Raw genomic sequence first — 12,338 nt, forward strand, 5'->3', positions numbered from 1 at the left:
ATATTTGCAAATTGTTAGATAAATATTTCCATTTGTCTCGCGGCAGATAGGTCGAACGGCATCAAACCACCCGGACGCCGGGCAGGAGACGTCAAGATGAAATGGATCACTCTCAGCCAACTGCTACGCCTGGACCGTGGCATGCAGAAGGCAGACATGCTCGGGCAGATCGCTGCGATCCACAACGCCCAGGCCGTCATCGAGTTCGACCTGGACGGCCACGTGCTGGCGGCGAATTCGAACTTCCTGGACACCATGGGCTACGCGCTGGACGAGATCGCGGGGCAGCACCACCGCATGTTCGTCGACCCGGCGGAGCGCGCATCGGCCGCCTACGCGGAATTCTGGAACCGGTTGCGGCAGGGGGGCCGCGATGCGGGGCGCTACCGCCGCATCCGCAAGGATGGCAGCGACGTCTGGCTGCAAGCCTCGTACAACCCGATCTACGACCGCCACGATCGGTTGATCAAAGTGGTCAAGTACGCCGTCGACATCACCGCGCAGCAGCAGCGGCAGGCGGACGTGGAAGGCCAGTTGGCGGCGATCTCCAAGGTCCAGGCCATCATCGAGTTCGAACTCGACGGCACCATCATCCGCGCCAACGATCTGTTCCTGGGCGCGGTGGGCTATCGCGCGGACGAAATCCAGGGACGTCATCACAGCATGTTCGTCCCGCCCGAGGAGGCGCGCGGCGAGGCATACAAGGAGTTCTGGCGCAGGCTGCGCAACGGCGAGCATGACACAGGGCAGTACCTGCGCATCGGCAAGGGCGGCCGCCAGGTCTGGATCGAAGCCAGCTACAACCCGATCTTCGATGCCGAGGGCCGGCCGGTCAAGGTCGTCAAGTACGCCACCGACATTACGCGGCGCTTTACCGCCGCCCAGACCTTGCGTGTCGCGGTCCAGGGGCTGACCGAAAACGCCGAACGCGCGGGCCAGGCCAATACGCTGGCGTTGGACGCCTGTCGCGTGGCCGAGCAGGGCGGCCATACGGTGCAGGAAGTGGTGCAGACCATGGGCGGCATCACCCAGAGTTCACGCCGCATTTCGGAAATCATCGGGGTCATGGACGGCATCGCCTTCCAGACCAACATCCTGGCGCTGAACGCCGCCGTCGAGGCCGCGCGCGCCGGCTCGCACGGCAAGGGCTTCGCCGTGGTCGCGGCCGAGGTCCGCAGCCTGGCGCAGAACAGCGCGGCGGCGGCCAAGGAGATCAAGGACCTGATCACTTCCTCGGTGCAGCAGGTCGAGAGCGGCGCGCGCCAGGTCCAGTCGGCAGGCTCGACCATGGACGATATCGTCGCATCGTCGCGCCGCGTGACCGAAATCATGGCGGAGGTGGTGGAGGTGTCGCTGGCCCAGTCCGCCAGGCTCGGCGAGGTCACCGAGGACATCACGCAGCGGGCAGGAGAGCCCGCGCGCGCCGCGCCGCCCACCGCCGCGGTCAGGCCCATGGCCCCCGCTCTGCGGGCCAGGCCGGCCGCCAATGGACCGCTGCAGCCGCAGGCCGAGCGGCAATACGTGCGCTACTGAGCCGGCGCCGCCGGGCCGATGCGCTATAAAGACGGTATTGATCTGAACCCGCAGGCCCGGGCAGGAACCCTCCGCCCGGGCCGCGCCATTTGCGGCCACCAACCATGACCGAATCCGAAGCACTGGCTCTCGCCTCGCACCGCCATTACAAGGGCGGCCTCTACCTTTATGTGGGCACCGCCCGCCACTCCGAAACCGAGGAGTCCCTGGTGGTCTATGAACACTTGTGGCCTCACGAGCGCGGCTTGTGGGTGCGTCCGGCCGATATGTTCTTCGGTCAGCTGCCCGACGGCACGCCCCGCTTCGCGCCCTTGCGGCCGGTGGAGTAAGGCCGTGGCGTTCTATTACCGGCGGCCGCGCGCAAGCGGCGCTGCGCCTGCCCGCGCAACGGGCGCAAAGGCCGGCAGCGAGGCGCTGGCCGCCGCGTTGCAGGCATTGCGCGGCCCGTTCATCGTCGCCGACTTGGAAACCACCGGCCTGTCCACCGCCACCTGCGAGATCCTGGAGTTCGCGGCGGTGCGCGTGGGCGCGGCAGGCGCGCTTGAGCGGGAGTACACGCAGGTCGTGCGCACGCGCGGACCGGTGCCGTCCTTCATCAGCCGCCTGACCGGCATTACGCAGGCGGAAGTCGACCGAGACGGCGTGCCGGTGGCGCAGGCGTTTTCCTCCTTCCTGGATTTCGTGGAAGACCTGCCGGTGTTTTTCCATAATGCTTCGTTTGACCGGCGCTTCCTGGGCGCGGCGGCGGACCAGACCGGCCTGCCGTTCGCCAACTCGACCCATTGCACGCTGGCGCTGGCGCGGCGCGCATGGCCGGAGCTGCCCTCGCACAAGCTGGAAATCCTGGCGCGCCATGTCGGCGCCTCGGATCCCACCCACCGCGCGCTGGCAGACGTGCGCACCACCGTGGCCGTGGCGCTGGCGGCAAGCTCCCGCCTGGCCGTGGGCTAGGAGTTTCGATGTCCGACCTGGAACATATCCGGCTGGCCGTGCGCCGGTTTACCGAAGAGCGGGAGTGGCAGCCGTTTCATACGCCCAAGAACCTGGCGATGGCGCTGGCCGGAGAGGCGGGCGAACTCGTATCCCTGTTCCAGTGGCTGAGCGAGGCCGAGTCGCGCAAGATGCCGCCCGAGAAGCTGGCGGACGCCGCGGACGAAATCGCGGACGTGCAGATGTACCTGGTGGCCCTGGCGGACCAGCTCGGCATCGATATCGCCGACGCGGTCGCGGCCAAGATGGTCAAGAATGCGCGGAAATATCCGGCGGATCGGTTTCGCGGCAGCGCGCGCAAGTACGACGATCCGCCTGAACAGTCCTGACTCGCGCGCGGCGCGGCCAGGCTGGCCGCCTCAGAGCACTTTTTGCTCGTGATGCACCTGGGGCGGTTCGACGAAAAAGCCCGCCACCAGCTTGCGCCATTCCTGGAAATCGCTGGATTCGCGGAAATCCACCATGTGGTTCTCTACGGTTTCCCAAGCCACGACCAGCGTGTAGCGCTGCGGCTGTTCGATGCTGCGGTACAGCTCCATGCCGTGGCAGCCGCGGGCCCGCAAGAACAACGGTTTCGCCTGCGCGACGCCCGCCTCGAACAGCGCTTCCTGTCCTTCGCGGACATGGATGCTGGCAATCTCCTGGATCATGGTCTGGTCTCCAAACAGATGAGGCCGGGTAGCGCCCGGCCGGCCGCCGTAGTATCGCTGAAATTTCCGCGCCGGGCGTGTTTCGGACCCTGCCGCTTCCGTTGTGCGCGTTAGGGAAATTGCCCGAGGCGGCCACCCTCATTCCCATCCATAAAGTTGAACCCGGGCGCGCGCGCCGCGTGGCTTGCGCCGATTCCCTCGTCCATACGCACGGCCGCCGCGCAAGATCGCCGCAAATCTGGCCGATTGTTTTACAGCTTGGTGTCGTCCATCGGGACTCGGTCGCCCGTTTAGGCGATATCGACTTGCCTAGGACGGAGCAATCATTCCGTACCAATACGAAAGTCCCACGCCTTTCGTCATTGTCCAGGCGTGGCGCTGAGCGGTAACGGTCCGCGCCGGTCGGTCGCCGGTAATCGTGAATCCGTGCATGCACGGAGCAGGAGGAGCTGAAATGAAAAAGCTCATGGCAGTCGCCGCGTTGTCCTTGTTCGCTGTCTCGGCCTATGCGGACCCTGGTGGCTCAATCACGGGTCACGCGGGCGCAATCAATGGCACCGCGTCATCCATCTCCACGGGCAGCTCCGTGGCCGCCACCCAGATCAATGGCTACGGTTCATCCACCCAGGTGTCGTTCGGCATGACAGGCGGCGTTGCGGAAGTGGGCGGCAGCTTCAGCCGCGATGGCACGCAAGTGGTCACCAGCACGCGCCAGTACGCCAATAGCGATTCGTACGGCCATGTCTCGGGCAACGCGCCCATCATGGTGGGCGACAGCATCGCTAACGGCAGCGCCACGTTTGCCCAGACTGACACCAGCGCTTCGGCGACGGGTTCGTTCCATGCGGTGAATGTGGGTGCGTTCGGGTCGATACACGGCATCGGCCCGGTGGGCCATGTCGGCGGTTTCAATCACTGACCCAGTTATCCGGACGGCTTCGGCCGTCCGGGCGAGGGGACATCATGAAGACCATAGTGCTTGCCATTTCCCTGTCGCTGGCGGCGGTGTCCGCCAGCGCCCAGACCAGCAGTTCCAGCGCGACGACATCGGCATCCTCGGGATCGACCAACGCCGGCAACAATCAGGGCATCACGCTCAACTCCAGCAACAGCGGGTCCAGCACGCTGCGCAGCGTGCCGCCGCTGGGTGGACAAAGTTTCTACGGTTCTTTCTCGTCCGACAGCTGCATGGTTTCGGCGGGCGGAGGCGGCGCCGTTGTCGGCTTCGGCATGAACATAGCGATCCCGATCGAGGACCAGAAGTGCAGCCTGCGGCGCAACTTCGAGCGAACCATGCAGGCGGCCGCCTCGACCAGGGATGCGGACCGTTCGCGCCGTCTGGAGACCGCGGCCATCGACATCCTGTGCCAGACCGACGATCGCACCAAGGCGGCGCTGGTGGCGCAGGGGCTGTGCACCAATCCCGCGTTGACGACAGCGGATCACCGCTTCGACAGCAATGCGGTCGCGCAGGCGGCGCCGCCTGCCGGCGGCCCGGTCCTGGCTGACCGGCCTGTGCCGCCCGCGCCTCCTGCGCCCGAGGCGCAAGCCTATCCGGTGCGCAGCGTGCAGAGCGCCGCGCTGGCGTCGCCGCCGCTGCGCAACCGAACCTATACCGATCTGTACACGCCGGGCTGATGCTGGGGCCCGCTCGTCCCGGCGGGGCGGGGCGGGACAAGGGAGGGATGATTCAGGATTGGGTGGGCGGCGGTACGGCGAGGGGAGCCGCCGCCGGCTGGGGGGCCGACGCCAGCAGCATGGTGGGCGGCGAAGATACTTCCAGGCCCGCGTCATGCAGGCGCTTGAGCAGGGTGAACAGCAGGGCGCTGCGCACGCCGTAGGCCGCCCGGGGGGAGGACACGTAGCCCTTGGCGTTGAAGACCAGATTGCCGCCTTCGATGCCATCCAGGAAGACGTTGGGCGCGGGTGTGTCCAGCACGTCTTCGTGGTCGGAGAAGGCCTGCAGGATCAATTCGCGCACCTGTTCGGCATCGGTGGAGAGCGGCAAAGGCAGCTTGATCTGCACCAGCCCCAGCGGGTTCGAGCGGGTCACATTGCGTACGGTTTTGGTGACGAACTCCGAATTCGGCACGATCACCGTGGAGCGGTCCCCCATCTGGATTTCCGTGGCGCGCACGTTGATGCGCAGGATGTCGCCCTCGACGCCGCCTAGCGACACCCAGTCGCCCACCTTGACGGGGCGCTCGGCCAGCAGGATCAGGCCGGACACGAAGTTCTGCACGACCGCCTGCAAGCCAAAACCGATACCCACCGACAGCGCGCTCGCGATCCACGCCACGCGTTCCAGGCCGATGCCCGCGGCCGAAAGCGACAGCGCCACGGCGATCACGAAACCTGCATAGCCGAACAGCGTGGCTGCCGACAGCTGCATGCCCGGGTCCAGCTCGGTCGTCGGCAGGTAGCGGTTGGACAGCCAGCGCTTGAGCATCTTCACGGCCAGCAGCGACAGCGCCAGCACCAGCAGCGCCTGCAGCACGGCGCCGGGGCGGATCTGCGCTTCGCCGATGGCGAGTCCCTTGCGCAGCTGGTCGAAGCGCTGCAGCAGGTCCATCGGCGCTTCGCCGAAGGGCGCGGCCAGGAGAATCACGGCCAGCAGGCCGACCGCCACGCGGCCCACGCCCGACAGCAGCACGGCGGCCTGGTCGCGCATGCTGGGCGCTTCGTGCTCGCCGCCGTCGCGGTGCGAGGTGCCCAGCAGCGTGCTGAAGCCGTCCTCGATCAGCGTCGACAGCAGATAGGCGGAGGCCAGCACGATCAGCACCCACAGCACCTGCTTGACCATAAAACTGCCGAACGCCACATAGCCCGCCAGCAGGCTGGCCAGGCTCAGGATCAGCACGGTCCACACCGCTCCCAGCAGCAGCGAGACCCAGAACGGGATCGGCGTCTCGCTTTCTTGCATGGCCTGGCGCCGCAGCCGGCGGCTGATGGCCAGCACCGCGCCCAGCATCGCCATGGTCAGGACGGCGACGATGCCGGTCAGCGTGATGGTGGTGGTCAGGCTCGCGTTCAAGAGCACCGGCAGTCGCTCGGCCAGCCAGATCATCACCACCAGCACGCCCAGCACGGCGGGCAGCCAGCGCAGGCGCGCCGCCACGATGTCGCTGACGGGCGGCAGGCGCCACGACGGCCGGTTCGCGGACAGGAGCGCATAGCCCAGGCCGGACACGTAGCCGCCGAAGCAGACCGTTCCCACCAGGTTCGCGAGCAACGACGAGGTGTTGTCGCTCAGTTGCGAATTCCAGTCCAGCCCCATATGGATCAACAGCGCGACGACGCCCGGCGTGGCGACGGCCAGGACCACATGCGTGACCGCAAGAAAGGAGCGGCGTAGGCGCCCCGGCGGCACGCGCGTGGCAGTTATCCGCAACAGGACCCGGCCGATGGCGATACGCAGGGCGATCGTCAGCGCGATCGCCGCGCCCAATAGCAGCCAGCCCCATTTCGGCGTCTGGCCGACCGCGGTAGCGAGGTCGTCGCGCAGCGCTTCCAGCCGTTCGAGGTCGCGCGGGAACTCCTCGCGGAACTCGGTCCAGAATTGGTCGGACAGGAACGAGTCGCGTCGCTCGCCCAGGCGCGCCTGGAACTGCTTGCGCCGCTGCGCCGATATCTGTTCGGCCGTTTGCCCGGCATCCACGGACAGCAGCCTGGCCAGCTTGATCTGCGCATCCAGCGCCCGGCTGGTCTTGTCCAGTTGCATGCGCTGGGCCGCAACGTCGGACGCTTCCTTGACGCCTTCGGGCGGCGTGCCCAGTTCGCTCAAGCGGGCCGTCACGCTGGCCAGCTGGGGCGTCAGGCCCTCGGCGGCGGCGTCGGCCTTGGACTGGATGTCCAGCGCGTCGCCGCGCTGCTTCACCAGGGTGGCGTCATCGGTCTCGTCGGCAACGCGCTTGCGGATGTCGTCGATCTGTTTGCGCGCGGTTGCCAGCGCCGCTTCCGTGTCGGCGGGCGTGGGCGGCGCCGCGGCATGGGCCGGCAGCAGGAAAAGGACTAGCAGCAGCGCCGCAATCAGCGTCGTGAAAATCGACGCGCGGGCGCGGTGAGGCCGCGCGCGCAGGGGAATGGAAGTCTGTGTCATGTTCTGGGGCGAGTCGCTCGCATTCGAGGCGGGAGCATAGCAAGCCGCCGCCTCATTCGTTGCAACAAAAACGAGCGCTACGGCCCCATTTGTTTTGGCGTGCTCGGCGGCTATCGCGCGGGCGCGGACCAGGGATAGAAATAGGGCCGGATAGGTGACGGAAGGCCGCTGGCAGGGCGTGCCGGGCACGGCGTCCGCAAACCATATTTACGAGGTCAACGTTTGGATTCAACTCAAACAGCACGGACGCTCGGCGCGGCCCGCTTTTTGGGCTTGCCCAGTACCGCGTCGCATACCTCCAGCCAGGCGCGGGCGGCATAGGACAGATAGCCGGACTGCTGCCAGATATGGCCGACTTCCCATTGCATGCCGGACTTGGCCAGCTTGGCGGTGCTCAAGCCGCGCGTTTTCATGCGCTGCATCAGGGGCTCGGGCAGTAGCGCCACGCCCAGGCCCGCCGAAGCCATTGCCACCAGGAAGTCCCAGTGCGCGCTCTGGGCCGCGATGCCGGGCTGGAAACCGGCATCGGCAAACGCCTGCCGCAAGCGCCGGGTCATGGCGAAGTCGTCCGTGGGTATCAAGAGGCGCGCGTCGCGCAGGGCGGAGAGCGGCAGCGAGGTCTTGCCGGCCCAGGGCGCGTCGGGCGGGCCGATCACCCAGATCGGGTAGCTGCCGAAGGGCTGGGCGGCCAGGCCGCCGTCCGGCGCGATCGGCAGTATGGTCGCGCCCACTTCCAGTTCCCCGCTCGCCACCAGTCCTTCCACGGCCTGACCGGTGCCTTCGCGCAGGGTCAGGTGTATGCCCGGATGCAGTTCACGGAAGCGCTTGACCACCGGCGTGAACAGCAGGTTGATCATGGGCGGGATGCCGACTTCCAGCGCGCCCCGGCGCAGGTCCGCGGTCTGGCGCAGTTCTTCCGATAGTTGGCGCATCGTTTCGAGCACCTGCAGGCCGCGCTGGTACATGACCCGGCCGGTATCGGTGGGACGGGCTGTGTGGCCGTCGCGGATCAAGAGCGGCGTGCCGGCCTCTTCTTCCAGCTGGCGGATCATCTTGCTCACCGTCGACTGCGTCACGAACAGCGTCTTGGCAGCCTGCGTGAAGCTGGCGTGCCTGACGGTTTCGACGAAGTACCGCAATGCGCGCACGTCCATGGACCGGAATTCCCTCGCGCGTTGCGCGCAAAACATTCAAACGATGAAAAAAGCGACTTATTTGGATGATTTTAAGTCATTACGAGATTTGAGCCGGCCTTCCTATACTGCGGAAAATTCGTTCCCGGGCCGCCTCGAGTCGGCCCGGGAGCCTTGGGAAACGCCGCGTCAGACGGCGCCTGGGCGCATGGCGGCAATGCCGCGCCCCGCCGCACGTAGGCCCTTGAATCTGGAGACACCATGCATCTCGACCGTATCCGCCACCCTGGGCTGCGCGCCAAGATCACTTCCGCCGATCAGGCGGCTTCGCTGGTACAGGACGGCATGACCGTCGGAATGAGCGGCTTCACCCGCGCGGGCGACTGTAAATCGGTGCCGGCGGCGCTGGCGGCCCGCGCCGAGCGCGAACCGTTCTCCATCACCCTGATCACCGGCGCGTCGCTGGGCCATGACACGGACAAGATGCTGGCGCAGGCCAATGCGCTGGCGCGCCGCATGCCGTTCCAGGTCGACACCACCCTGCGCCGCAAGATCAACCAGGGTGAAATCGCCTTCATCGACCAGCACCTGTCCGAAACCGTCGAGCAGTTGCGCGCGGGCCATATCGGCCCCATCAACGTGGCCATCATCGAGGCCGCCGCCATCACCGAGACCGGCGCCATCGTGCCGACCATGTCGGTGGGCAACTCCGCCTCCTTTGCGCAGCAGGCGGACGTCATCATCATCGAGCTGAACATGGGCGTGCCCGCCGCCATCGAGGGTCTGCACGATATCTACGTGCCCGAAGCCCGCCCGGCGCGTCAGCCCATCGGCCTGGTTTCTCCCGACCAGCGCATCGGCCAGTCCTGCATTGAAGTGGACCCGGCCAAGATCGCCGCCATCGTCATCACGCAAGAGCCGGACAGCCCGTCCAATGCCTTGCCGCCCGACGAGGAAACCAATGCCATCGCCGGCCACATCAATGATTTCCTGCGCCGCGAGGTCGACGCCGGTCGCCTGACTAACGAGCTGCTGCCCTTGCAGGCGGGCATCGGCACCATCGCCAACGCGGTGCTGCACGGCTTCGAGTCGTCCAGCTTCGAGAACCTGACGATGTACTCGGAAGTGCTGCAGGACAGCGCTATCGAACTGCTGGACCAGGGCAAGCTTGCATTCGCGTCGGCCTCTTCGATCACGGTGTCCAAGCCCGTGTACGAAAAGATCCTGGCCAACATGGAGCACTACCGCGAGCGCATCGTGCTGCGCCCGCAAGAGATCAGCAACGCGCCCGAGATCGTGCGCCGTCTGGGCATCATCGCCATCAACACGGCGCTGGAGTTCGACATCTACGGCAACGTCAATTCCACGCACGTGGGCGGCACCCACATGATGAATGGTATTGGCGGTTCGGGCGACTTCGCGCGCAACGCGCACCTCGCGATCTTCGTGTCCAAGTCCATGGCCAAGAACGGCGACATCTCCAGCGTGGTGCCCATGGTGTCTCACGTCGACCACACCGAGCATGACGTGGACGTCCTGGTCACGGAATGCGGCCTGGCGGATCTGCGCGGCCTGGCGCCGCGTGAACGCGCGCGCGCGGTCATCCGGAACTGCGTGCATCCGTCCTACCGCGACGCCCTGCAGGACTATTTCGACCGAGCCTGCGAGCGTGGCGGCCAGACGCCGCATCTGCTCGAAGAAGCGTTTTCCTGGCACCAGCGTTTCAATGAAACCGATACGATGCGGCCAGCCAGCCCGGCTGCGCGCAAGGTGGCCTGAGGCCCGCCGCAAAGTGTGACTGCCGCCGCCACGGCGCCTGCCGGTGTTTGCGTGCGTAGCGCATCCCGGCTTGCGGACCGTGGTTTCCGCTGGCGCCGCGATTTGGTAGAGGTAAAGCAGCGGAGGCTGCTTTACCTTTTTTTTGCCTGGCCTTTCTTGCCGGGGCCGGACTTGGGGGCGCTCAGGTTTTCGCGCGACATCTCCAGCTCGTCGCGCAGCCACTGCTTCAGTTCCACCAGCGGCGCCCAGTCGCGCAGGCTGGGCCGGTAGACCAGGTGATAGGTCTGCGCCTGTTCGTACTCGATGCTGATCGGGGAAATCTGCACCAGCCGGCCCGAGCACAGCGCGTCCGCGGCCAGCAGTTGGCGTCCCAGCGTGATGCCCAGGCCCTGCTCGGCGGCCTGCATCATCATGCCGGCATCGTTGAAGGAGGCCACCGGCGTGATGGGCGTGTCCAGCCCTGCGGCGCTGAACCAGGTTTGCCAGAGCTCGCGCTCGCCCAGCAACGGTTGGCGCGCGAGCGTCTGCGGCGAATGATCGGGGAGCGCCGCCGCGGTTTCCGGCGATGCCAGGACGATCAGGGGCAGGGGCGTGTCGAACAAGGTCTCCGATTCCACACCCGGCCAGGGGCCGCGCCCAAAACGCAGCGCGGCATGAAAACCGTCGCGCAGCAGATCCACCACTTGCTGCGAGGTCTCGATTTCCAGCGTCAGGCCCGGATTGCGCTCGCGCCACCGCGCCATGCGCGGCAACAGCCAGCGTTGCGCGAAAGAAGGCAGCACCGACACACGCAAGCGTTGTTCACTGCCCGAGGCCGCGGCCGACGCTGCCATCGTCCCTTCATCCAGCAGCGCCATGGCGCCCTGCACACTGCACAAGAGCGCGGCGCCAGCGGAATTCAGGACGATGCCCCGCCCGCTGCGCTCGAACAGGGGAAAGCCCAGTTGGGTTTCGAGCACCTTGATCTGCTGGCTGACGGCGCTGTGGGTCAGATGCAGCCTTTCGGCGGCCGCGCGCAGGTTCTGCAATTCGGCCACGGCGCGGAAGGCGGGGAGGGTGCTGAGCGGCAGGCGCATGGAGAAGACCCAGTAAGAGATTGGTCATCATAGCTTACCGATACCCCCAAAACAATTCGATTTTCAGCCGAGTATTGGGCGACTACGCTTACCAAAGTGCATAAACACCTGGAGCCCATCATGTCCGCACAGCTTTGCACCCCGTCTTCTTCCGCCCTGGCCGCCATTTCCAGGGATCGTCAGCAGTCCGCCGCCCAGCCCGTCACGGCGCCGTCCCCCGAATTGGCGGCGCCCCGCGTGGGATTCATCGCGATGCTTGCGGCCGCCTATCGCAAACGCCGCAATGAAGCGCGCCTGCGTCATCTGGCTGCCGATCTGGATGAGCACATGCTGCAGGATCTGGGCGCACCCAGATGGCTGATGAACGAAGCCGCAGTCAAGCGCGACCTGGCGCGCTTGCGCGACGCGGACTACCTGCGCTGGTAGCCGGGGCCTTTTGCCCCTGATGGGCGACCCACCTGGTACTCCCCCCGCGGCCCCGCCTTCTATACTATATATAGGAGGCGGGGCCGCGCGCTTGCCAGGGAGATGACCTGTCTTCTAGCTAGATATAGCCATGCGGGTGGCGCAAGAGCGGCGCCGCTAGCGGGGCGCGGCAGATCGCGGAGACATCTGGAACAAATATTTGGCTGCACGGCATGACGCGCAGAAAACTTGTGCTATAGTCTCGCTCCTTCGCAGTTCGGACAGTTTTGAACCGCGAAGCCAAGCAAGCACAACAGGTCGGGCAAGAGGATTCGAGCCAGGTCTGCCGCAAAGCAGTCAGAAATGAATGCCCTGCGGTTATTGCAAGGATTGCAGCAAGTTAGGCAAAAGCCAATTGCACAATCTGCAAAAATCGTGTTATAGTCTTGGGCTTGGCAGTTGCCGAAAACTTAGGGTTAACCCTGATATTTCGATAGCTGCTAAGAGAGGCAGACCTGAAGAGGTCGCAAGCAAGAAAGCGAAACGCAGTATGTGACGCCGACTTGACAAGCGAGAAAAACTTCTTCATAATCTCGTTTCTCTGCTGCAAACAACGCGGCGCCAGCGAAAGCGGCGTAGCGAAGCGAGCAGGCAGTAAGTAGTACAGAATTTG

13 protein-coding genes are annotated in these 12,338 nt (G+C 65.8%); 8 read left to right on the top strand and 5 right to left on the bottom strand.

What is annotated here, in order from left to right; genetic code table 11:
* Positions 1-96: 96 nt before the first annotated feature.
* The 4 genes from AC1RHV_RS28790 (at position 97) to AC1RHV_RS28805 (ending at position 2,852) form a co-directional block, all read left to right on the top strand.
* Entirely contained in the window at positions 97-1,533 is a 1,437-nt protein-coding gene (locus tag AC1RHV_RS28790) for a PAS domain-containing protein (protein ID WP_492302434.1), read from the top strand.
* Positions 1,534-1,637: 104 nt separating this feature from the next.
* Positions 1,638-1,862, top strand: a complete 225-nt coding sequence (locus AC1RHV_RS28795; protein WP_054457802.1) for a DUF1653 domain-containing protein — start codon at positions 1,638-1,640, stop codon at positions 1,860-1,862.
* 4 nt (positions 1,863-1,866) lie between these two features.
* On the top strand, positions 1,867-2,484 hold the full coding sequence (locus tag AC1RHV_RS28800) for a 3'-5' exonuclease (RefSeq protein WP_492302436.1): 618 nt from the start codon (positions 1,867-1,869) through the stop codon (positions 2,482-2,484).
* Between the two features lie 8 nt (positions 2,485-2,492).
* On the top strand, positions 2,493-2,852 hold the full coding sequence (locus AC1RHV_RS28805) for a nucleotide pyrophosphohydrolase (protein WP_054457801.1): 360 nt from the start codon (positions 2,493-2,495) through the stop codon (positions 2,850-2,852).
* 30 nt (positions 2,853-2,882) lie between these two features.
* Here the strand turns inward: AC1RHV_RS28805 and AC1RHV_RS28810 are convergent, their stop codons facing one another.
* Positions 2,883-3,173, bottom strand: coding sequence for an antibiotic biosynthesis monooxygenase family protein (locus AC1RHV_RS28810; protein ID WP_054457800.1), 291 nt, complete (start codon positions 3,171-3,173; stop codon positions 2,883-2,885).
* Between the two features lie 454 nt (positions 3,174-3,627).
* On the opposite strand from AC1RHV_RS28810, the gene AC1RHV_RS28815 reads away from it, so the two are divergent.
* Together AC1RHV_RS28815 and AC1RHV_RS28820 are read left to right on the top strand one after the other, a co-directional pair.
* Positions 3,628-4,092 (top strand): hypothetical protein, encoded by a 465-nt coding sequence (locus AC1RHV_RS28815; RefSeq protein ID WP_119450659.1) that lies wholly within the window; start codon positions 3,628-3,630, stop codon positions 4,090-4,092.
* A gap of 44 nt (positions 4,093-4,136) precedes the next feature.
* Entirely contained in the window at positions 4,137-4,811 is a 675-nt protein-coding gene (locus AC1RHV_RS28820) for a hypothetical protein (RefSeq protein ID WP_119450660.1), read from the top strand.
* 52 nt (positions 4,812-4,863) lie between these two features.
* Here AC1RHV_RS28820 and AC1RHV_RS28825 read toward each other — a convergent pair whose 3' ends face one another.
* Positions 4,864-7,272 carry a DUF3772 domain-containing protein gene (locus AC1RHV_RS28825; RefSeq protein WP_492302439.1) on the bottom strand — a complete coding sequence of 803 codons (2,409 nt, stop codon included), beginning with the start codon at positions 7,270-7,272 and terminating at the stop codon, positions 4,864-4,866.
* A gap of 233 nt (positions 7,273-7,505) precedes the next feature.
* Entirely contained in the window at positions 7,506-8,426 is a 921-nt protein-coding gene (locus tag AC1RHV_RS28830) for a LysR family transcriptional regulator (RefSeq protein ID WP_119450662.1), read from the bottom strand.
* Positions 8,427-8,666: 240 nt separating this feature from the next.
* Here AC1RHV_RS28830 and scpC point away from each other — a divergent pair, with 240 nt between their 5' ends.
* Entirely contained in the window at positions 8,667-10,184 is a 1,518-nt protein-coding gene (gene scpC, locus AC1RHV_RS28835; RefSeq protein ID WP_175161532.1) for a succinyl-CoA:acetate CoA-transferase ScpC, read from the top strand.
* A 131-nt stretch (positions 10,185-10,315) separates the two neighbouring features.
* Here the strand turns inward: scpC and AC1RHV_RS28840 are convergent, their stop codons facing one another.
* Positions 10,316-11,260 (bottom strand): LysR substrate-binding domain-containing protein, encoded by a 945-nt coding sequence (locus AC1RHV_RS28840; protein ID WP_119450664.1) that lies wholly within the window; start codon positions 11,258-11,260, stop codon positions 10,316-10,318.
* Between the two features lie 120 nt (positions 11,261-11,380).
* On the opposite strand from AC1RHV_RS28840, the gene AC1RHV_RS28845 reads away from it, so the two are divergent.
* Positions 11,381-11,686 (top strand): hypothetical protein, encoded by a 306-nt coding sequence (locus AC1RHV_RS28845; protein WP_313387977.1) that lies wholly within the window; start codon positions 11,381-11,383, stop codon positions 11,684-11,686.
* A 379-nt stretch (positions 11,687-12,065) separates the two neighbouring features.
* Here the strand turns inward: AC1RHV_RS28845 and AC1RHV_RS28850 are convergent.
* Positions 12,066-12,338 (bottom strand): hypothetical protein (locus AC1RHV_RS28850; RefSeq protein WP_492302442.1); only part of this gene is annotated, 273 nt, incomplete at its 5' end.

It is taken from the genome of Achromobacter sp. GW823-FHT04E03, from assembly GCF_058796095.1.